General features: G+C 73.3%; 20 protein-coding genes and 1 pseudogene. 14 read left to right on the forward strand and 7 right to left on the reverse strand.

The genetic code is table 11. The features are described 5' to 3' along the window. Positions 1–29: 29 nt before the first annotated feature. From ABTY62_RS14285 to ABTY62_RS14305, 5 genes are all read left to right on the forward strand, one after another. The gene (locus ABTY62_RS14285; RefSeq protein WP_352129713.1) at positions 30–2,219 is read left to right on the forward strand and encodes a peptidoglycan binding domain-containing protein; all 2,190 of its coding nucleotides are present in this window, start codon (positions 30–32) and stop codon (positions 2,217–2,219) included. Positions 2,220–2,354: 135 nt separating this feature from the next. Next, positions 2,355–3,326 carry an ABC transporter ATP-binding protein gene (locus ABTY62_RS14290; RefSeq protein WP_352129714.1) on the forward strand — a complete coding sequence of 324 codons (972 nt, stop codon included), beginning with the start codon at positions 2,355–2,357 and terminating at the stop codon, positions 3,324–3,326. Next, positions 3,323–4,066, forward strand: a complete 744-nt coding sequence (locus tag ABTY62_RS14295) for an ABC transporter permease (RefSeq protein ID WP_352129715.1) — start codon at positions 3,323–3,325, stop codon at positions 4,064–4,066. Before ABTY62_RS14290 ends, ABTY62_RS14295 begins: the two co-directional genes overlap by 4 nt. A gap of 160 nt (positions 4,067–4,226) precedes the next feature. Next, positions 4,227–5,393, forward strand: a complete 1,167-nt coding sequence (locus ABTY62_RS14300) for a sensor histidine kinase (RefSeq protein WP_352129926.1) — start codon at positions 4,227–4,229, stop codon at positions 5,391–5,393. Positions 5,394–5,471: 78 nt separating this feature from the next. Further along, positions 5,472–6,119 carry a response regulator transcription factor gene (locus ABTY62_RS14305; RefSeq protein WP_352129716.1) on the forward strand — a complete coding sequence of 216 codons (648 nt, stop codon included), beginning with the start codon at positions 5,472–5,474 and terminating at the stop codon, positions 6,117–6,119. Between the two features lie 56 nt (positions 6,120–6,175). Here ABTY62_RS14305 and ABTY62_RS14310 read toward each other — a convergent pair whose 3' ends face one another. Next, positions 6,176–7,015 (reverse strand): transglutaminase-like and tetratricopeptide repeat-containing protein, encoded by an 840-nt coding sequence (locus ABTY62_RS14310; protein WP_352129717.1) that lies wholly within the window; start codon positions 7,013–7,015, stop codon positions 6,176–6,178. 17 nt (positions 7,016–7,032) lie between these two features. Further along, positions 7,033–8,073, reverse strand: coding sequence for a GNAT family N-acetyltransferase (locus tag ABTY62_RS14315; RefSeq protein WP_352129718.1), 1,041 nt, complete (start codon positions 8,071–8,073; stop codon positions 7,033–7,035). A 114-nt stretch (positions 8,074–8,187) separates the two neighbouring features. Here ABTY62_RS14315 and fdxA point away from each other — a divergent pair, with 114 nt between their 5' ends. Continuing rightward, positions 8,188–8,514: a ferredoxin gene (gene fdxA / locus ABTY62_RS14320; protein WP_014054705.1), complete on the forward strand. Its 327-nt coding sequence runs from the start codon at positions 8,188–8,190 to the stop codon at positions 8,512–8,514. Positions 8,515–8,628: 114 nt separating this feature from the next. Continuing rightward, on the forward strand, positions 8,629–9,741 hold the full coding sequence (gene dapC / locus ABTY62_RS14325; RefSeq protein ID WP_352129719.1) for a succinyldiaminopimelate transaminase: 1,113 nt from the start codon (positions 8,629–8,631) through the stop codon (positions 9,739–9,741). 99 nt (positions 9,742–9,840) lie between these two features. Here the strand turns inward: dapC and ABTY62_RS47500 are convergent, their stop codons facing one another. Continuing rightward, positions 9,841–10,557, reverse strand: a complete 717-nt coding sequence (locus ABTY62_RS47500) for a hypothetical protein (protein ID WP_502997457.1) — start codon at positions 10,555–10,557, stop codon at positions 9,841–9,843. Between the two features lie 202 nt (positions 10,558–10,759). Beyond that, the gene (locus ABTY62_RS14335) at positions 10,760–11,674 is read right to left on the reverse strand and encodes a VldE C-terminal domain-containing protein (protein WP_502997458.1); all 915 of its coding nucleotides are present in this window, start codon (positions 11,672–11,674) and stop codon (positions 10,760–10,762) included. Positions 11,675–11,815: 141 nt separating this feature from the next. Here ABTY62_RS14335 and dapE point away from each other — a divergent pair, with 141 nt between their 5' ends. Together dapE and ABTY62_RS14345 are read left to right on the forward strand one after the other, a co-directional pair. Next, positions 11,816–12,886, forward strand: coding sequence for a succinyl-diaminopimelate desuccinylase (dapE, locus tag ABTY62_RS14340; RefSeq protein ID WP_352129721.1), 1,071 nt, complete (start codon positions 11,816–11,818; stop codon positions 12,884–12,886). A 122-nt stretch (positions 12,887–13,008) separates the two neighbouring features. Continuing rightward, positions 13,009–13,758: an LOG family protein gene (locus tag ABTY62_RS14345; RefSeq protein ID WP_311727632.1), complete on the forward strand. Its 750-nt coding sequence runs from the start codon at positions 13,009–13,011 to the stop codon at positions 13,756–13,758. A gap of 62 nt (positions 13,759–13,820) precedes the next feature. On the opposite strand, the gene folP is transcribed toward ABTY62_RS14345, so the two are convergent. Next, on the reverse strand, positions 13,821–14,681 hold the full coding sequence (gene folP / locus ABTY62_RS14350) for a dihydropteroate synthase (RefSeq protein WP_352129722.1): 861 nt from the start codon (positions 14,679–14,681) through the stop codon (positions 13,821–13,823). Positions 14,682–14,801: 120 nt separating this feature from the next. On the opposite strand from folP, the pseudogene ABTY62_RS14355 reads away from it, so the two are divergent. Next, a pseudogene (locus tag ABTY62_RS14355) lies at positions 14,802–15,212 on the forward strand (DivIVA domain-containing protein); the annotation flags it as partial. 107 nt (positions 15,213–15,319) lie between these two features. Beyond that, the gene (locus ABTY62_RS14360; RefSeq protein WP_352129724.1) at positions 15,320–15,916 is read left to right on the forward strand and encodes a DNA-3-methyladenine glycosylase I; all 597 of its coding nucleotides are present in this window, start codon (positions 15,320–15,322) and stop codon (positions 15,914–15,916) included. Between the two features lie 4 nt (positions 15,917–15,920). On the opposite strand, the gene chcB is transcribed toward ABTY62_RS14360, so the two are convergent. Continuing rightward, positions 15,921–16,724, reverse strand: coding sequence for a 2-cyclohexenylcarbonyl CoA isomerase (chcB, locus tag ABTY62_RS14365; RefSeq protein WP_352129725.1), 804 nt, complete (start codon positions 16,722–16,724; stop codon positions 15,921–15,923). A gap of 381 nt (positions 16,725–17,105) precedes the next feature. Here chcB and ABTY62_RS14370 point away from each other — a divergent pair, with 381 nt between their 5' ends. Next, positions 17,106–17,273 (forward strand): DUF3117 domain-containing protein, encoded by a 168-nt coding sequence (locus ABTY62_RS14370; protein WP_003966491.1) that lies wholly within the window; start codon positions 17,106–17,108, stop codon positions 17,271–17,273. Positions 17,274–17,423: 150 nt separating this feature from the next. On the opposite strand, the gene ABTY62_RS14375 is transcribed toward ABTY62_RS14370, so the two are convergent. Beyond that, a complete protein-coding gene (locus tag ABTY62_RS14375) occupies positions 17,424–18,089 on the reverse strand; it encodes an O-methyltransferase (RefSeq protein WP_352129726.1) in 666 nt (221 codons plus the stop codon). Positions 18,090–18,219: 130 nt separating this feature from the next. Here ABTY62_RS14375 and sigE point away from each other — a divergent pair, with 130 nt between their 5' ends. Together sigE and ABTY62_RS14385 are read left to right on the forward strand one after the other, a co-directional pair. Next, positions 18,220–19,002 (forward strand): RNA polymerase sigma factor SigE, encoded by a 783-nt coding sequence (gene sigE / locus ABTY62_RS14380; RefSeq protein ID WP_352129727.1) that lies wholly within the window; start codon positions 18,220–18,222, stop codon positions 19,000–19,002. Beyond that, complete coding sequence (locus ABTY62_RS14385; protein WP_352129728.1) at positions 18,999–19,898, forward strand: anti-sigma factor family protein; 900 nt, start codon at positions 18,999–19,001, stop codon at positions 19,896–19,898. Before sigE ends, ABTY62_RS14385 begins: the two co-directional genes overlap by 4 nt. The last annotated feature ends 306 nt before the right edge of the window (positions 19,899–20,204 follow it).

The raw sequence follows: 20,204 nt of genomic DNA on the forward strand, positions 1-20,204 counted from the left end.
GGCGGCGGAGCTAACTGGGAGAACCTGCTTTGAGCCGTGAATCTGACAGTTCGTCCTCCGGGACCCGGAAGGGCAGTGGCGCCGCCGCGTACCCGTCCGGCACTCCGCCGTACGGATCCCGCCAGTACCCGTCGCAGGATGCCCAGGAGGGCGGTTCCGGAGACGGCGAGGCGCGTGCCGCGGCCAGGCCGGAGGAGCCGAAGACCGAGACCACACTGACGACCCGGATCAGGATCAACATCCCCGGGTCGCGGCCCATCCCCCCGGTGGTCATGCGCACACCGGTCGGCGAGGAGGGCGTGCCGAACCAGCGCTCCGCCGACGACCCCGAGGGCGCCGACGACCAGCCCGGGCCCGACGCCGCCCCGGCGGACGGCCCGCGCCCGCCCCTGCCGGTGCGCGGAGAACACGGAGAACACTCGGCGAACAGGGCCGAGAAGAAGAAGGAGGACCGGACCAGCGACTGGTTCGCGCCCCGCAAGGGCAAGGGCGGCGGGTCGACGACGGGCAGCTCGCCCAAGCCCCCGGTGCCGCCGGCCGCCACGCCCCCGGCCCCCGGGCCCTCCGTGGCCGAGCCGTTCGGGGCGGCGGCCGCCGCTCCGGAGACCACCCAGCAGTTCCCGGCGCCCGACTTCTCGGCGGCCGACTTCTCGGGCCCCGACTTCTCGGGCCCCGACTTCCCGGCCGTCGATTTTTCGGCTCCCGAGACCACGCAGCAGTTCCCCGCCCCCTCGCTGGGCGGCGGGCCGGGCGCCGACCTGCCGTACTTCACCGACACCCCGCCGGGCGGCTTCTCCGGGGTGCCGGAGCCCAGCGGCCCGACGACCGGCCCGGTCACCGGCGACATGCGGCTGCCCCGGCCTTCGGGCGCCACCCGGCCGCCGCTGGGCGGCGCCGGGCTCGCCGCCCAGCCGCCCACCCCGCCGAACGGCTCGCCGCTGTCCGGCAGCCTCGGCGCCACCACCGGCACGAGCCCCGTGGCGCCCGCCGGGCCGTTCGGCGGCCCCGGCGGCAAGCCGGGCGCTCAGACGGACACGGCGCCGCCGCTGTTCCGCGACCCGGACCCGACCCCCAGTGGGGGCGTGCCGGCCGACCAGGCCTCCGGGGAGACGCTGGTCAGCGGCATCCCCGTGGTCCCGCCCGCTGCGAAGGGGCCGGGCTCGCCGTTCCCGTCCGCCCCGAGCGGCGCGGCCTCGCCCCCCACGCCCGACGAGGGGACCGCCCCGCCGAGCGGCCCGAAGCCGCCCGCGGCCCCGGCGGCCGCCCGCCCCAAGAAGAAGGGGCGCTCCAAGCTGGTCCTGGTGGTGGGCGCGCTCGTCTTCATCGGCGGCGTCGCGTACGGCGCGGGCCTGGTGATGAACCACGCCGACGTCCCGAACGGCACCACCGTGCTGGGCGTCGACATCGGCGGCACCTCCAAGGCGACGGCCGTCCAGAAGCTCGACACCGCCCTGTCGGGCCGTACCACCGCCCCGCTGAAGGTGTCGGTCGACGGCCAGCAGAAGGAGATCAAGCCATCCGTGGCCGGCCTGACGCTGGACACCGAGGCCACGGTCCGCGGCGTCGCGGGCCGCGACTACAACCCCGTCACCGTGGTCGGCTCGCTGTTCGGCGGCACCCATGAGGCCGAGCCGGTCGTCACGATCGACGAGGAGAAGCTCAAGGACGCCCTGGAGCGGCTCGCGGGCACCTCGGGCACGGCGCGCGAGGGCACCATCGAGTTCAAGCCCGGCAAGGCCGTCGCGGTGTACGGCAAGGCAGGCAAGGGGCTGGACGTCGACAAGGCGGTCGCGGCGGTGGACGAGGCGTTCCGGCAGCGGGCCGCCACGGGTGAGAACAAGGTCATCACCCTGCCCGTCGTCACCAAGCAGCCGCAGATCAGCAACGCCGAGGTCGACCGGAAGATGCGGACCTTCGCCCAGCCCGCGATGTCGGAGTTCGTCAAGGTCCAGACGGACCCGGCGCACTCGCTTCCGCTGAGCCCGCAGAACTCCCTGTGGAAGGTCCTGTCCATGAAGGTGGTGGACGGCAAGCTGGTGGAGCACTACGACCTGAAGGCCCTGAAGGAGCTGTACGGCGGCTTCTTCGACGGCGTCCTCATCGAGCGCGGCAACGGCAGCAAGCAGCCCGTCGCCCCGACCGATGTCGCGGTCGCGCTGGGCAAGGCGCTCCAGGGCAAGACCCCGGCCGAGCGGATCGGCATCATCGCGACCAAGTGAGCGAAGCGCGTACGGCCCCCGTCCGGCATCGGGCGGGGGCCGCGGCGTGCCCGGCCCGGACCATGACATCTGTCATGCCGAGCCCACGACCGCAGACACTGCCGGGAAGCCATCGCTCCGGGCGAAGCTTGGGCCATGACCGCAACAACCGCTCAGTCCGCTTCCGGCCAGGCCACCGCGTCCGGCGGCGCCCCGGCGTCCGCGCCGGTGGTCGCCTTCGACAAGGTGAACAAGAGCTACGGCAGCGTGCGCGCCGTGGCCGACCTGGACCTCACGCTGCACGAGGGCGAGACCGTCGCGCTGCTCGGGCCCAACGGCGCGGGGAAGTCCTCCACCCTCGATCTGCTGCTGGGGCTGCGCACCCCCGACTCCGGCGCGGTCCGGCTGTTCGGCACCAGCCCGCGCCAGGCGATCGAGGGCGGCCGGGTGGGCGCGATGCTTCAGAGCGGCGGCCTGATGGAGGACGTCACGGTCCAGGAGCTGGTGCGGCTGGCCTGCGATCTGCACCCCCGGGCCCACCCGGTGCGGCAGGTGCTGGAGCAGGCGGGGATCACGGAGATCGCCGACCGTAAGGTGAACAAGCTCTCCGGCGGCCAGGAGCAGCGGGTGCGCTTCGCGCTCGCCACCGCGGGCGCCTCCGATCTGATTGTGCTGGACGAGCCGACCACCGGCATGGACGTCTCGTCCCGGCAGACCTTCTGGGCCGCGATGCGGGCACAGGCGCGGCAGGGGCGCACCATCCTCTTCGCCACCCACTACCTCGAAGAGGCCGACACGATCGCCGACCGCGTGATCGTGCTGCACCGCGGGAGGGTGCTCGCCGACGGCTCGTCCGCCGAGATCAAGGCGATGGCCGGGGCCCGGCGGATCGCCTTCGAGCTCGACGAGCCGGCCGATGAGGCGGCGCTGCGCGCACTGCCCTGCCTGACCGGGATCGAGATATCGGGGCGCACGGTCCGGATGCGGTCCAGCGACGCCGACGCGACGGTCCACGCGCTCTACGGCCTCGGGGTGTATCCGCGCGGCATCGAGGTCGCGGGCCTCGGCCTGGAGCAGGCGTTCCTCGCCATCACCGACGCCGCGACCGCTGAGGAGGCGGCACGATGACCACCCTGATCAAGCTGGAGATCCTGCGCGCCCTGCGCAACCGGAAGTTCATGTTCTTCACGATCATCTACCCCTCGGCGCTGTTCCTGATGATCGCGGGTACCAGCGACACCACCTCCCTGGTGTCCAACACCCATCTGACGATGCCGCTGTACTACATGGTCGCGATGGCCTCCTTCGGCTCGCTGACCGCCGTGCTGATGGGCAACAGCGAGCGCATAGCCAAGGAGCGCGAATCGGGCTGGGTGCGGCAGCTGCGGCTGACCTCGCTGCCCGGGCGCGGCTATGTGCTGGCCAAGATCGCCTCGGCGGCGGTCGCCACTCTCCCGGCGATCGTGGTCGTCTTCGTCGTGGCCGCGGCGGCCAAGGACGTGCGGTTCGACGCCGCGTGGCAGTGGTTCGCCCTGACCGGCGTGATCTGGGCGGGCTCCCTGGTGTTCGCCGCGCTGGGCGTGGCCATCGGCTATCTCGCGTCCGGCGACGCCGTACGCCCCCTGACGATGATCATCTACTTCGGGCTCTCGATTCTCGGCGGGCTGTGGAGCCCGACGACCTCCTACCCCCAGTGGCTTCAGCACATATCCGACTACCTGCCCACCCACGCCTATGCCGCGCTCGGCCAGGCGATCGAGCTGGGCGGCGCGCCGCACACCAAGGACGTCGCGCTCCTGGCCGCGTATCTGGTCCTCTTCGCGGGCGCGGCCGCCTGGCTGTACCGCAAGGACACCCGCAAGGCCTGAGCCGCAGGGAGGGACCATACGAGAGGCCGAGGGCCGAGGGCCGAGGGGCCGAGAAGGGATGCGAGGCGTGGACGAGCGGTGCGAGCGGGAGAGCGGGGCGGCCGGGCGGGGCGGCACCCGCCGGGCGGCCTGGCGCCGGTCGCTGACGCGCGAGGACGATGTGCTGACCGGCATCGGCCGCGAGGTCAGCGATCGTAGGCAGGCCCTGATCAGGCTGCTGTGGGTCGGCATCTGGATGGCGTATATGACCGCCCCGGTCAATGATCTGCTGGACGGCGACCGCAGCCCCCTCGCCACCGCCCTGGGCTGCCTGGGGCTGCTGGTCTTTCTCACCGCCTATTGCATGCTCCTGTTCCGCCCTGCCGGTCGGCCCCTGGACCTCAGAAAGGCCGGCGCGGCGCTGGTCGCGATGGCCGCGCTGGCCGCCGTCCTGGCGCTGACGCTCGGCGCCTCCTGGCTGGTGCTCTTCGTCTATGTGTCGGTGGCCTGCGGCGCGGTGCTCCCGCTCAGGGCCGCGCGGCTGGCGATCCCGCTGGTCACCGTCGTCCTGCTACTCGTCGGCCTGACGGCCCGGGACGCCCGGCATCTGCTGCCCGCCCTGGTGATCCCCGCGCTGCTCGGCGGGTTCGCGATGAGCGGGGTGCGGCAGCTGGTGCGTACGACCAGGGCGCTGCGGGAGGCGCGGGCCACGGTCGCCCAGCTCGCCGCCAACGAGGAGCGGCTGCGGCTCGCCCGCGATCTGCACGACCTGCTCGGCCACTCGCTGTCGCTGATCACGCTCAAGAGCGAGCTGGCAGGGCGGCTGCTCCCCGCTCGGCCCGAGGAGGCCGGGCGGCAGGTCGCCGACATCGAGCGGGTCAGCCGCCAGGCGCTCGTGGACGTACGGGAGGCGGTCGGCGGATTCCGCCGCCCGACTCTGGAGGCCGAGGTGGCCGGGGCCCGTACCGCGCTGGCCGCCGCGGGCATAGCCGCCGACCTCGGCCGGGCCTCCGACGGCCACCCGGATCTGCCGCCCGACGAGGAGGGGGCGCTGGCCTGGGCGCTGCGCGAGGCGATCACCAATGTGGTGCGGCACAGCGGGGCGCTGCGCTGCGCCGTGACCCTCACCGAGGCCGGCGACGAGCTGTGCCTGACCGTCAGCGACGATGGCCGGGGCCCCGAGGGCCCGCCGGGCAACGGCCTGTCCGGGCTGTCCGAGCGGCTCCAGCTGACCGACGGCAGGCTGGAGACCGGGAGCGGCGAGCGGGGCGGGTTCGCGCTCCGGGCGTATGTGCCTCTCTCCCGCCGAGCCGCCGCCCCCGAAGTCTCGTCGTCCGCACCCGGGTAAAGCTGGTTGTCCACAGCCGGGTAGAGCGTCGTCCACACCCGGGCAAGGGGTGTCGGGGTCGCCACTTACCCTGGGCCCATGAATGTGCAGACGGGGGAGCCGGGCGGGGCGCCGGGCGGTCGCATTCGGGTGCTTCTCGCCGAGGATCAGTCGATGGTTCGGGAGGCGCTGGCCGCGCTGCTCGGGCTGGAGCCGGATATCGAGGTCGTCGCCCAGGTCGCGCGCGGGGACGAGGTGGTGGACGCGGCCCGGGCCCACCGGCCGGATGTCGCGCTGCTGGACATCGAGATGCCCGGCATGACCGGCCTCGACGCCGCAGCCGCGCTCCGCACGGAGCTCCCCAGCGTACGGATAGTGATCCTGACCACCTTCGGCCGCCCCGGCTATCTGCGCCGGGCGATGGAGTCCGGAGCCGAGGCCTTCCTGGTCAAGGACGCCCCCGCGGCCGAGCTCGCGGGCGCGGTGCGCCGGGTGCTGCGCGGCGAGCGGGTCATCGACCCGACGCTGGCCGCGGCCGCGCTCGTGGACGGGGCGTGCCCGCTGACCGCGCGGGAGCGGGAGGTGCTCCGGGCCTCGGCCGACGGCTCGACCAACGCGGAGCCGGCGCGCAGGCTGAACCTCTCACAGGGCACGGTCCGCAACTACCTCTCCACGGCCATCCAGAAGACCGCCGCCCGCAACCGCGCCGACGCGGTGCGCATCGCCCGCGACAAGGGGTGGCTCTGACCAGGATCTGTATCTGACCATCTGACCAGGCTCAGCAGCCGGTTCGGCGGCGAAGCTCAGTTCAGCCTCGCCCGGGCGGCCCGCGCCTGGCGCCGTACGGCCTCCGCCGCGTTCGGCTCCATCGCGGCCACCACCTCCGCGTACTCCTCCATCTCCTGAGCGCCGCCCACGAAGTCCCCGCGCTCCACGAGCAGTTTGGCCCGCTCGTAGCGCAGCCTGGCCGGATGGCTGGGCAGCAGCAGCGACAGCTCGACCGCCCAGAGCTGGACGTCGGTCCGTTCGGGACGGGCGGCGGCCCAGGCGCGGATGTTGTTGAGGATCCGCAGGACGATCTCCAGCGGGGTGGCCGGGGCCGGCCTGGTCGGGCCCGGCGGGGTCCCCAGTGCGCCTGCCACCATCAGGGCCGCGTCCTCGTCGGACAGCGACCGCCCGCCGTCGAAGGGGTCGGCCAGCACATGGCTCGCGTACGGATCGCCGAAGCCGACCACGAAGTGGCCCGGCAGTGCCACCCCGTACACTGGCGCGCCCGCCCGCCGCGCGACCTCCATCCAGACCACGGACAGCAGGATCGGCAGCCCGCGCCGCCGCCGCAGCACCTCGTGCAGCAGCGAGGACTCCAGCCGCCGGTAGTCGGCCGCGGAGCCGCGGAAGCCGAGGCGTTCGCCGAGCAGCCCGCCCAGCGCCGCGGCCCAGGCGCCGGGCCCGTCGGGGGAGTAGGGCACCAGACCGGCCAGCCGGTCGAGTTCGATCTGCGCGGCGTCGATCGCGTCCTCGTCCAGCTCCGGATCGGCCTCCTGGGCCAGCAGCAGGCACAGCAGCGCCAGGTCGGGGCGTTCCTCGCGGGCCGCCTCGGCGAAGCGCCGGCGCCGGGCCGGGGTGTCGTCTCTGCGTGGCATAGGTGCCTCGTACCCGATCAGCGGTGGTTCTCGTGGGGTGCGCGCCAGTGGTGGTAACGGTGGTGGAGGGTGAAGCCCATGCCCTCGTAGAGCGCTCGGGCACCGTCGTTGTCCGTCTCGACCTGGAGATACGCGGCCGAGGCGCCCTCCTCCAGGGCCTTGCGGGCGAGCGCCGTCATCACGGCGGTGGCCAGCCCCTGACGGCGCAGCCGCGGATCGGTCTCCACGGCGGTGAACCCGGCCCAGCGGCCGTCCACCACACACCGCCCGATCGCGGCCGGGACGCCTTCGTTCTCCGTCTCCGAGCCCGCCTCGGCGGTCGCTATGGTCGCGAACCACACCGACGGGCCGCCGCCGAGCACCCGCAGCACCTCGGGGGCGGGTTCGGCGGAGGCGGAGCGCTGATAGCGGGCCAGCCAGGCCTCGTCGATGTCCTGGGAGAGGGCGACCCGTGAGACATCGGCGTCGAGGTCCGCGAGGGGCGCGAGGGCGGCGATCCGTATCTCCGCGGAGACCTCCTGGCTCCAGCCGTGGGCCGCGAGCTCCGCGGCCAGCAGCTCCTGCGTCCCCTCGGCGCCGGTGCTGACCTGGATGTACGCGGGCAGCCCGCGCTCGGCGTACCAGGCGGTCACCAGCCGCAGCGCCTCCTCGACCGGGACGCCGGGGTCGCCGAGCGGCAGCACGGAGTTGGCGCGCCGGGTGAAGCCGCCCGCCGCGCGCAGCTCCCACGCGCCGAGCCGCTCGCTCTCCACCGGCGGCCAGGCGCGGGCCGCGGCCCGGTCCAGCTCGGCCGCGGTCGCCGCCGGGCCGCGGCGGCGGGCCGGAGCGGCGGGCACCACCTTGCCCGCCACGAGCGAGGCTTCCGCGATGCGGACTTCCTCTCCCGTGCGCCGGGTGACGCACAGCACACCGCCCGTCCACGATGTGAGCACCCCGACGACGTCCGTGAACCGCGCGCCGCTGTTCCCACCCTCGATCGTCAGCCTGACGGACACACGTTTACCCACGTCGGATGGGGTAATCCGGACCTCTAGCCGTCCGCCAGTGGTGAAATCCACAGCTCTGCTCGCCCCTCGTGTGCGTCTGGTGCCCAAGAACGGAGATACTAGGTGCGGGCATCGACGACGCCGCGCTCCCGCGCGATAGCAGCCCTAACGAGGAGGAACGACAGCGTGACCTACGTCATCGCGCAGCCTTGTGTCGACCTGAAAGACAAGGCGTGCATCGAGGAGTGCCCCGTCGACTGCATCTACGAGGGCCAGCGGTCCTTGTACATCCACCCGGACGAGTGCGTCGACTGTGGGGCCTGTGAGCCGGTCTGCCCGGTCGAGGCGATCTTCTACGAGGACGACACTCCCGAGGAGTGGAAGGACTACTACAAGGCCAACGTCGAGTTCTTCGACGAGCTGGGCTCGCCCGGTGGCGCGAGCAAGCTGGGCCTGATCGAGCGTGACCACCCCTTCATCGCCGCCCTGCCCCCGCAGGAGCACGACGAGTGACCTCGCGGCGCGCGGGCGCGTTCTGAAGACGCCCCGGCACCGCGCAGCCTTCGGTCCCGCAAGCCACCCGGGCCTGCGGGGCCGGGCTGTTTTTCCCGAGAAAGCGAGCCAGTTGTGCCACCCGTCTCCGCCCGTCTCCCCGTCTTCCCGTGGGACCGGCTCGAACCGTACAAGGCGACCGCCGAGGCGCATCCGGACGGCATCGTCGACCTGTCGGTCGGCACCCCCGTGGACCCGGTCCCCGAGCTGATCCGCGCGGCGTTGAGCGGCGCGGCCGACAGCCCCGGCTATCCGACCGTGTGGGGCACCGCCGCGCTGCGGAACGCGCTGACCGGCTGGGTGGAGTGGCGGCTGGGTGCGACGGGTGTGTCCCACACCCAGGTGCTGCCGGTCGTCGGCTCCAAGGAGCTGGTGGCGTCGCTGCCGACCCAGCTGGGCCTCGGCCCCGGCGACCGGGTCGCCTTCCCGCGGCTGGCCTACCCGACGTACGAGGTGGGCGCGCGGCTCGCGGGCGCGGAGCCCGTGCCGTACGACGAGCCTACGGAACTCGACCCGGCCGGGCTGAAGCTGCTGTGGCTCAACTCCCCGTCCAACCCGACCGGCCGGGTGCTGGACAAGGACGAGCTGCGGGCGGCGGTGGCCTGGGCGCGCGAGCACGGCGTGCTGCTGGTCAGCGACGAGTGCTACCTGGAGCTCGGCTGGGACGCCGACCCGGTGTCGGTGCTGCACCCCGAGGTGTCGGGCGGCAGCTTCGACGGCCTGGTGGCGGTGCACTCGCTCTCCAAGCGCTCCAACCTGGCGGGCTACCGCTCGGCGTTCCTCGCCGGTGACGCGGCGGTCCTCGGCGAGCTGCTGCAACTGCGCAAGCACGGCGGGATGATGGTGCCCGCGCCCGTACAGGCCGCCACCGTCGCGGCGCTCGGCGACGACGCCCACGTGGCCGAGCAGCGCGAGCGCTACGCCCGCCGCCGCTCCGCGCTGCGCGGCGCGCTCGAGGGGTGCGGCTTCCGGATCGAGCACAGCGAGGCGTCGCTGTACCTGTGGGCGACGCGGGACGAGCCGTGCTGGGACACCGTCGGCGCGCTCGCCGAGATGGGCATCCTGGTGGCGCCGGGTGACTTCTACGGCGTGGCGGGGGAGCGGAACGTGAGGGTCGCGTTCACCGCCACCGACGAGCGGGTGGCGGCGGCGGTCCAGCGGCTGGGCGGCGGTCTGCCCAGGAGCTGAGGGCGCGGCCGGGACACAGCGGCCGGGACACACCGGCCGGCACTGACATGACGGGCCCGGGGAGCCGATGCTCCCCGGGCCCGGGTGTGTCGTGGGGCGTCAGCCGCTGATGAACGGCAGGCCCTTGAGCGGCAGGCTGTCGGTCAGAGCGGCGAGGGGCGACGGGTTCGGGGCGACCGGGGCGGAGGGCGTGGTCGAGGCCGGCTGCTCGGGCGCGGCCGCGCCCTCCTTGCCGACCCTCTCCACCTTGCCCGACTTGCCCTTGCCGGTGACGGCCTTTCCGACCTTGCCCATCACGGCCTTGCCACGGCTCGGCGCGGCGTGCCGGCCCTTGCCCTTGCCCTGGACCCTGCCCTTGGCGGCCGGGGCCGCGGCCTTGCCGTGCTCGCCCTCGGCGGCCTTGGCGCCCTTGGCCCCCTTGTCGGCCCTGGCGGCCTTGTCCTCTCCCGCCTTGCCCGCGACCGCCTTCGTTCCGGATGCCTTCGTTCCGGACGCCGCCTTGGCCCCGGAGGGGGCCGCCTTGCCCGCCGCCGGAGCGGTCTTGTCCGCGGGCCGGGCGGCCGGGGCGGCCTGCTCCGGGCCCCGGAGGGCGCGCTTGACGGTCCCGCCCGCCGCGTTCCCGACCTGCCGCGAGGCGGAGTCCGCGAGGTTGCCGACCGAGGAGGTGTCGAGCGCGCTCAGCCCGCCCAGCTTGGGGGTCTGCGAGAGGTTCAGGTCCGCTGCACTCGCGGCGCCGGCGGCACCGGCCACGGGAGCTGCACCCGCTGCGACCAGCAGCGCGGTTCGCGCGATCCGACGCGTGAGGGGGAGGGACATGATGCTCCTTTGACGGAGGGACATTTGGCGTGAATGTCCGGCAGGCGGACGCAGTGAATACCGCGTGAGAAGCGGGAAGGTTGCGGTACGCCAAGGTAAAGAATTGATAATGCGTCGCATAATCCGTTTAAGATGTGAGTGAGTTTCGGGGAATGCCTCAGAACCCGCTCCAACCCACTGTCACCTGCGGATATGTATCGCGCTATCGGGCGGTGGAGATACGCACTTCCGAGCCGGATCCGTCTTCGGTGGTGCGCCAGCGGGCCTCTGAATTCCCGGCGGTCCACACGTGATTTCCGTAAGAAACGCGTTCGATGCGCAACTCGTCCGAGTGGGCCACCGCCCAGTACGCCAATTCCCAGCCGCGCTGCTCCGCACCGCCGCGGGCCGTGGTCGCCCCGGTCGGCACCCGCACCACATCCGGGGCCGCGGAGCGCCCGCCGCCCTGCCCGGCCGGCCGCACCGCCGCAGCCACCTCGGCGCCGAACTGCCGCTTCAGCTCCGCCCGGACCCGCGCCGGATCGCCCGGAATCCCGTCGTCCGCCGGGCCGGGGCAGGAGAACGCGGCCGCCGAACGCCCCGTCAGCGCGCCGGTCAGCACCACGGCCTCGGTCTCGTGCTTCGCGTACGCCTGCGGGAAACCGCTGTACTGCACCCGCTGGGCGGCCACCGTGAGCGGAAGCCGTGAGTAGCCCGGGACCTTGACCAGGCGGTCGTAGAACTTCCCCGCCGCGTAGACGGGATCGAGGATCTGCCGCGCGGTGCCCCAGCCCTGCGAGGGCCGCTGCTGGAAGAGCCCCACCGAATCCCGGTCGCCATGGCGGATGTTGCGCAGCCCCGACTCCTGGAGCGCCGTGGCCAGCGCGATGGTGACGGCCCGCTCGGGCAGTCCCCGGGAGGCGGCCACCGCCTCGATCGTGGCCGCGTTCACGGCCTGTTCGGGGTCGAGCGACACCCCCTCGCCCTCCGCCCGCACGAGACAGCGGGGCGGGCCCCAGCCACCGGTCAGGGCGTGCAGCGCCACATATCCGACCAGGGCCAGCAGTACGGCACAGGCGATCGCGGCACGCGTCCGGCGGGCGCGGCTGGCGAGGACGGGCAGGGGCACGGCGGACACGTTACTTCAGGGCCGCCCGGACCCGGACCGGCTTGTGCCAACAGGAGCATCACCGGCCCGGGGGCCCCGCCACCGCCGCCGTGAGAGCCGCCGCCACCACCGCCGCCCGGCGTACGCCGGGAACGGGCTAGGGTCGCGGGTATGGCACATCCCGCACTCGATCTGTCCCTGGACGCCGCCCGGCTCACCGCCCGCCTCGTCGACTTCCCCTCGGTCAGCGGCGACGAGAAGGCGCTCGCCGACGCCGTCGAAGAGGCCCTGCGCGCCCTGCCGCACCTGACCGTCGACCGCGACGGGGACGCCGTCGTGGCCCGGACGAACCTGGGGCGGGCGGAGCGGGTCGTGCTCGCGGGACACATCGACACCGTGCCGATCGCCGACAACGTGCCCTCCCGGCTCGACGAAGACGGCGTGCTGTGGGGCTGCGGCACCTCCGACATGAAGTCCGGCGTCGCCGTACAGCTGCGCATCGCCCAGACCGTCCCCGCCCCCAACCGCGATCTGACCTTCGTCTTCTACGACCACGAGGAGGTCGCCGCGGAGCTCAACGGGCTGCGGCGGCTGGCCGAGCGGTATCCCGAGTGGCTGGCCGCCGACTTCGCCGTCCTGCTGGAGCCCACCGAGGGCAATGTCGAGGGCGGCTGCCAGGGCACCCTGCGGGTGCAGGTCACCACCGGCGGCCGGCGCGCCCACTCCGCGCGCGACTGGCTCGGCGAGAACGCCATCCACAAGGCCGCGCCCGTCCTCGACCGGCTGGCCGCCTACCGGGCGCGCCGCGTGGACATCGACGGGCTCACGTACCGTGAGGGCCTCAACGCGGTGCGCATCGACGGCGGCCACGCCACCAACGTCATCCCCGACCACTGCGCCGTGACGGTGAACTTCCGGTTCGCCCCCGACCGCTCCGAGGAGGAGGCGGCCGCGCATGTGCGCGAGGTCTTCGACGGCTTCGAGGTGGAGGTCACCGACAGCGCCCCCGGCGCGCTGCCCGGGCTGTCCCACCCGGCCGCGGCAGCCTTCGTCGAGGCCGTCGGCGCGGAGGTGGGTCCCAAGTTCGGCTGGACGGACGTCGCCCGCTTCTCGGCGCTCGGCGTACCCGCGATCAACTACGGCCCCGGCGATCCCAAGCTCGCGCACACCCGGGAGGAGCATGTGGCCACCGCGGCGGTGCTGGAGGCCGAGGAGCGGCTGCGGGCCTGGCTGACTGCCTGACCTCCTGACCTCCTGACCGCCCGACCGCCGCCCCGACCTGGCTGACGTGCCGAATCGAGGGGCCTACGCTGAACGACAGATCTGCGGCTGATCGGAGGCAGATCTTGGCGAAGGGAGCACACATGGGCAACGCGGAGGACGAGCGAGCGCTGCGGGAGCAGCGTGAGGGTCCGGTCGTGCGCCGACGCCACCAGATGCGGCCGGGCACGACCGACCAGCGGCTGCTGGACACCCAGGGCGCGACGCACTGGGTACACGAGGATCCGTTCCGGGTGCTGCGCATCCAGTCGGAGTTCGTCGAGGGCTTCGGCGCGCTCGCCGAGCTCGGCCGGGCGGTCAGCGTCTTCGGGTCCGCCCGCACGCCGCGGGAGTCGCCGGAGTACGAGGCGGGGGTGCGGATCGGGCGGGCGCTCGCGGAGGCGGGGTTCGCGGTGATCACGGGCGGCGGCCCGGGGGCGATGGAGGCGGCGAACAAGGGCGCGTGCGAGGCGGGCGGGGTCTCCGTCGGGCTGGGCATCGAGCTGCCGTACGAGCAGGGGCTCAACCCCTACGTCGACATCGGTGTGAACTTCCGCTACTTCTTCGTCAGAAAAACAATGTTTGTGAAATACGCCCAAGGATTCGTGGTGCTGCCCGGCGGGGTCGGCACGCTGGACGAGTTCTTCGAGGCGCTCACCCTCGTCCAGACCAAGAAGGTGACCCGCTTCCCGATCGTGCTCTACGGCTGCGCCTACTGGCAGGGGCTGATGTCCTGGCTGAAGGACACGCTGGTCGCGGAGGGCAAGGCGAGCCCGGCGGACCTGGAGCTGTTCCGGCTCACCGACGACGTGGACGAGGCGGTCGACCTGATGACGAAGGAGTCCGGCGGCTGACCCCGCCCGCCGGACCGCCCGCCCGGCGCCTTTCCGGCCAGGTGCTGTCCGGCCGGGTGCTGTCAGGCCAGGCCGCGCCGGGCGACCGCCGGGGGCCGGTGCCCGGCGATGGACGAGACCATGTCCAGCACCTGGCGGGTCTCGGCCACCTCGTGCACCCGGTAGACCCGCGCGCCGAGCCAGGCCGAGACCGCGGTCGTCGCCAGGGTGCCCAGCAGCCGCTCCTTGACCGGCCGGTCGAGCGTCTCGCCCACGAAGTCCTTGTTGGACAGCGACACCAGCACGGGCCAGCCGGTCTCGGCCAGCTCGCCGAGGCGCCGGGTCGCCTCCAGGGAGTGCCGGGTGTTCTTGCCGAAGTCATGGCCCGGGTCGATCATGATCGACTCCGGCGGTACGCCCAGCTCGACGGCGCGCCGCGCGAGCCCGAGCGTGACCCGCAGGATGTCGGCCACCACGTCGTCGTACCCGACCCGGTGCGGCCGGGTGCGCGGCTGGGCGCCGCCCGCGTGGGTGCACACCAGGCCGGCGCCGTGCCGGGCCGCGACCTCGGCCAGCTTGGGGTCCACCCCGCCCCACGCGTCGTTGAGCAGGTCGGCGCCCGCCGCGCAGACCGCCTCCCCGACCTCGTGGCGCCAGGTGTCCACGCTGATCACCACGTCGGGGTGGCGCCGGCGGACCTCGGTCACGAAGCCGACCGTGCGGCGCACCTCCTCGGCGGCGCTCACCTCCTCGCCCGGACCGGCCTTGACCCCGCCGATGTCGATGATGGCGGCGCCCTCGGCCACGGCCTGCTCCACGCGGGCCAGGGCGGGCTCGTCGCGGAAGGTCGCCCCCTGGTCGTAGAAGGAATCGGGCGTCCGGTTCACGATCGCCATGATCACTTGCTCGTTCTCGCCGAACTCACGCCGTCCGAGCCGCAACATCCGCACTTCCTCTCGCTTCCTCCCCGGAGGGGCTGCCAGCGACGATAACTGTCGGTGGGGCATGGCACGATCGAGGCAGACTGGTAGGACGTACGAGCGCACCCCGGGGAGACGATCGTCGTGTTTTGGTTCTTGCTGATCGCGCTGGTCGTGGTGGTCGGCGCGGTCACGCTCGCCGTCGTCGGGGGCGGTGACGGCAGTGTGCTGCCCGAAGCGCCCCCCGACCGGCTGGACGACGCGCTGCCCGCCGACCGGCCGCTGGGCCGGGCCGATGTGGAGGCCCTGCGGCTGCCGATGACCGTGCGGGGCTACCGGATGGCCGATGTCGACGATGTGCTGGGCAGGCTCGGCGCCGAGCTCGCCGAGCGCGACGCGCGGATCGCCGAGCTGGAGACGGCCCTGGCCGGGGCGCACGCGTCGGCGCGCGGTGGGCCGGGTCCGCTGAAGGGGCCCGGCGGCTTCCCGCCGCCCGATGTCGCCCCTCCGGGCTTCCCCCACGACCTGCCACCCCATGACCTGCCGCCGCCCGGGCTGCCCACGCACGACTTGCCCACCCATGACCTGGCCCCGCACGACCCGCCCCCGAACCATCCGCCCGCGCCCGACTTCCCGCCGCGCGGCCAGGACGGGGAGGGCGCATGAGCGCCGACGGCGTGGTTCTGGGGCCGGACGGGCTGGCGCGCTGCCCGTGGGGGCTGGAGGCCGAGGGCATGGCCGACTACCGCGCCTACCACGACACCGAGTGGGGCCGCCCGGTCCATGGCGACGACGCCCTGTTCGAGCGGATCTCCCTGGAGGCGTTCCAGTCGGGCCTGTCCTGGCTGACGATCCTGCGTCGCCGCGAGGGGTTCCGCGCCGCCTTCGCCGACTTCAAGATCGCGGCGGTCGCGGAGTTCACGGAGGCGGACGAGCAGCGGCTGCTCGGCGACTCCCGCATCATCCGCAATCGCGCCAAGATCTCGGCCGTCGTGGCGAACGCGCGGGTGGCCGCCGAGCTCGCGGCGGGCGAGCTGGACAAGCTGATCTGGTCGCACGCCCCGAACGCGGCCGGCCGCCCGGCGCCGCGGACCTTCGCCGACGTCCCCGCGACCACCCCGGAGTCGACGGCGCTGGCCCGCGATCTGAAGAAGCGCGGCTTCCGCTTCGTCGGCCCCACCACGGCCTACGCCCTGATGCAGGCGTGCGGCCTGGTCAACGACCACCTGGCCGACTGCCATGCGCGGGGCGCCGGCTGAAATATCAGCGCCCGGTGAAGCGGGGCTTCTGCTTTTTGACGAACGCGTCCACCGCCGCCAGGTGGTCCTCCGAGGCCCCCGCGCGCCGCTGGAGCTCGTCCTCCTTGGTCAGGGCATCGGTCAGGCCGTGCCCGGCCGCGAAGGCGAGGGATTCCTTGATCGCCGCATAGGCGCCGGTGGGGCCCTCCGCCAGCCGCCGGGCCACCGCCGCCGCCTCGTCGGCCAGCTCCGCGGCCGGGACGACCTTGTTGGCGATGCCCAGGTCGTACGCCTCCTGGGCGCCGACGTTGCGCGGGAAGAGGAGGAGGTCGGCGGCGCGGCCATGGCCGATCAGCCGCTGGAGGGTCCAGGAGACGCCGGAGTCGGCGGTGAGGGCGACCCCGGCGAAGGAGGTGTTGAACGAGGCGGTGTCCGCGACGATGCGGTAGTCGGCGGCGAGGGCGAAGCCCGCGCCCGCGCCCGCCGCGACCCCGTTGACCGCGGCGACCACCGGCTTGGGCATCCCGGCGATCGCGGTCACGATCGGGTTGTAGTGCAGCGCGACGGTGCTCATGGTCGAGCCCTCGCCCTCCCCCGCCCGGTCGGCCGCCAGCAGCCCGATGTGCTCCTTGAGGTCCTGGCCCACGCAGAAGGCGCGGCCGGTGCCGGTCAGCAGCACGGCCCGTACGGCCGTGTCCCCGGCGGCCCGCAGCAGGGCGTCGCGCAGCGCGACCTTGGTGTCGATGTCGAGCGCGTTCATGGCGTCGGGACGATTCAGGGTGATCGTCGCGAGTCCGTCGGTCAGCTCGTAGAGCACGGTGTCGGCCATGGTGGGTCCTCCGGTGCGGCTGGGGCGGGGCCCGGTCCGGGCCGCCGGTGGCGCCGCACCGGCGGCCCGGTCGGGGCCCCGCCGCGGCGGTCAGCGCTCAGCATGCCGAAAGATCGGCTCGGCCGACATGTGACCTGCGTCAAAGAATTCGGCCCTCTCCGGGCCATCACCGGCGGGTGCCCCGGACATCGGCGCCCGTACGGTATCGCGACCCCTCCCCGAATTGGGTGGTTTTGGCCGAGCGCGTTGCGCGGGGGTTGCCGACTGATGTTGGTCATCGGGTCGTGCCATGCGGGATAATGACAGGGAAGCAACGTGTTCGATGCCGGTGACACCTGGGTTGTCGGCTGCGATGAGCTGGTTTCAGGAAGGGGAACGAGCATGGCGGCCATGAAGCCGCGGACGGGCGACGGCCCGCTCGAGGTGACCAAGGAGGGGCGGGGCATCGTCATGCGCGTTCCGCTCGAAGGCGGCGGTCGGCTCGTCGTCGAGCTGACACCGGACGAGGCCGACGCGCTCGGCGACGCTCTGAAGAAGGTTGTCGGCTGAAGGCTCAGGCCCTACCACCACCCGTGTGCCGCCCCGGCGGCCGGTGTATACCCACCGGTCGCCGGGGCGGTGCTTTACCCATGCTTGACCAGGCACTCTTGACCATGCGTGCTTGACCACGCGCGGTTGACCGCCGGCGCCCCAGCGTGGCTATCCGCGCTTGACCGCGCAGAGCAGCCCGTCGCCCACCGGCAGCAGCGAGGACTGGAGCGCGGTGGACTCCCGTACGGTGCGCAGCAGCTCGCGCAGGCGCAGCACCTCGGCCGGCTGCGCGGCGGAGTCCACGGTCCGCCCGTTCGCGAAGGCGCCCTCGAAGCAGACCAGCCCGCCGGGCCGCAGCAGGCGCAACGATTCACCGAGGTATTCGAGGCACTCGGAGCGGTCGGCGTCGAAGAACACCAGGTCGTAGCCGCCGTCGGCGAGCCGGGGCAGCACATCCAGCGCCCGGCCGGGGATGAAGCGCGCCCGGTTCCCGGCGAAGCCGGCGGCGCGGAACGCCTGCCGGGCGAACTGCTGCATCTCCGGCTCGGAGTCCACGGTGGTCAGCACGCCGTCCGGCCGCATGCCGTGCAGCAGGTGGATGCCCGAGACCCCGGTCCCGGTGCCGATCTCGGCGACGGCCTTGGCGTCCGCGGTGGCGGCGAGCAGGCCCAGCGCGGCGCCCGTGCCGGACGACACCGAGCGCATCCCCGCCTCCCGGGCCCGTTCACGGGCCCAGCGCAGGGCTGCGTCCTCGGCGACGAACGCATCGGCGAACGCCCAGCTCGTCTGCCGGTTGGCGGTAATGGCCCTCTCCTGTCCCCGTAGTTGACGCAAGCGTGACTGTAGCCGCTGCGCCCGGGAACCCGCTGATGGGACCGGGCGTTGAGAGGAGAGGGGGGAGCATATGGATCGCGAACAAATGCAGGTCAAAAATGCTTATCCGGAGCTAACGGGCGAGGTGGATATGGTAGGGGCTCTACTGGACACCACCAGAGCCGACAGGGGAGGTGCGGCTGCGGCCGGTGATCGGAGAGTGCTGAGGCGCTTTCGCAGGTCAGCGGGCGAGCCGAAATCCGTGACCAACATCGCTGACCGTCCTCGTTCCGCCGATTCCGCTACGACCGCGACCTTCGCCACCGACGCGGACGCTCCGGCGTGGACACCTCCTACCTGGGAGGAGATCGTCAGCACGCACAGCGCGCGTGTCTACCGGCTTGCGTACCGCCTCACCGGCAACCAGCACGACGCCGAGGACCTCACACAGGAGGTCTTCGTCCGGGTCTTCCGCTCGCTGTCCACCTACAGCCCCGGCACCTTCGAGGGCTGGCTGCACCGCATCACGACGAATCTCTTCCTCGACATGGTCCGCCGCCGTCAGCGCATCCGCTTCGACGCGCTCGGTGAGGACGCGGCCGAGCGGCTCCCCAGCCGCGAGCCCTCTCCCCAGCAGCATTTCAACGACACCCACTTCGACGCCGATGTGCAGCAGGCCCTCGACACCCTCGCGCCGGAGTTCCGCGCGGCCGTCGTGCTCTGCGACATCGAGGGGCTCTCGTACGAGGAGATCGCCGCGACCCTCGGTGTGAAGCTCGGCACGGTGCGCAGCCGGATCCACCGCGGCCGCTCGCATCTGCGCAAGGCCCTCCAGCACCGCTCGCCCGCGGCGCGGGCCGAGCAGCGCACGGTGACCGCGGCGCCCCGCCGCGTCGCCGCGCCCCGGCTCAGCGGGGAGGTCGGAATCGCGTGACCCGGTCAGGCGGTCAGTCCCCCGCCGAGCAGCATCTCGGCGACCGCCTTGCAGCTCTGATCGATGGCGAGCTGGGGCACGATGCCCGTGAGCGCGTGCTCGCACACCTCGCGACGTGCTGCAAGTGCAAGGCGGAGGCCGACGCTCAGCGGCGGCTGAAAGACGTGTTCGCGCAGACGGCACCCCCCGCTCCCTCGGAGGGCTTTCTGGCGCGTCTCCAGGGCCTGCCGGGCCTGTCGGCGGACGATGGCGACGGCGCCGGGGGCGACGGCTCGCCGTTCGGCGCCTCGGGCGTCTTCGGCGTCCCGGACACCCGGGGTGTCCACGAGCCGCGGGAGCAGGCCTTCGCGTTCCTTCCCACGAGCCGGCCGCTCGGCCCGGCCGCCGCGGCTGTCGCCGCCTCGCGTCAGCGCGGCTTCCGGATCCATGAGGTCGAGCGCCCCGCGCCGCGCCGGCGGTTCGCCTTCGCGGCCGCGGGGGCGGTGTCGCTGGCCGCGTTCGCGCTCGGCGGCGCGCTTCCGCTGGACGCGGCGGTCGAGTCGCCCGGGAGCCAGGCGGAGGGCTCGGACAGCGCGGTGAGCCCGGTCGGCGTGACTGCCAAGGTGGAGGATGCCGACGTCATGGGCGTGCGCGAGCGCACCCGCCGCGAGGTCGGGCTGCTGGATGTGGCGGCCCCGGTCGACACGTCCTCCCCGGGCTCCACCCGGGCCCGTACCCTCAGCGACGCCACCGGCAGCGTGCCGGACCCGCTCATCCAGCCGATCCTGGCCGCCACCCGGCTGCTGCGCGCCGCGGCGGCCACGCCCGCGGCCCCCGAGCCCTCCCAGATGGCGGGCCCCTCCCAGCCGGCGACCCGGACCCCGCCGTACCACGGCGTCAGCGCGCCCCCGGAGTAGCCGTGGCCGGCGGGCGCCGTGTCCGCATGCGCTCGCTGCGTTGTCGGGCTCGCCCGAGTACGTCCAGTACGAGAGCGACCCCCCCCGCCTTGCGATCGCGCACGCCCCCAGCTACCAGTGGCGGGGGCGCCCCCTGACGCCGCGGGCCGAGGGTGGGGGCGGTGAACCGTCGCGGCGGGGGCGGCTCCCGGCGTACGCACTGCGCGGGCGTCGGCGGACCTGATTGAATCGCTACCGGGCAGCGCCACCCGGTGGCGGTGGCGGCTGTCCCGAGGCGGCGCAGTCCGTGCCGTTTCGCGGGAACTC

It is taken from the genome of Streptomyces sp. NPDC097640, from assembly GCF_040302705.1.
Classification (GTDB): Bacteria; Actinomycetota; Actinomycetes; order Streptomycetales; family Streptomycetaceae; genus Streptomyces.